General features: G+C 48.3%; 1 protein-coding gene. It reads left to right on the forward strand.

Annotated elements, in window-relative coordinates; translation table 11 throughout:
* On the forward strand, positions 1 to 230 hold a 230-nt coding region (locus SB773_RS35070), incomplete at both ends, for a hypothetical protein (RefSeq protein WP_410595210.1).

The following is a 230-nucleotide window of genomic DNA, read 5'->3' on the forward strand; positions in this document are numbered from 1 at the left end:
CTTTTAGCTTATGCGAAGCAACAGGCCATTATTACGCACAATACGGCAATTGGCATTGCCAGTAGCAGAGCCGTAGCCTTATCAGCACATTTTGGCCTGTATCAGTTGGGCGACGTCTCACAGTTGCCAGCCTTTCTGCAAAGTGAAGAGGTTGGCGACTGGAATTACAACTGGCAGCATACTGTCACAGTCGAAGCGTTTGATACCGTTAGCGCCGCATTAAGTTGTTT

Source organism: Bacillus sp. SIMBA_074 (assembly GCF_046534555.1).
GTDB lineage: Bacteria > Bacillota > Bacilli > Bacillales > Bacillaceae_G > Bacillus_A > Bacillus_A mycoides.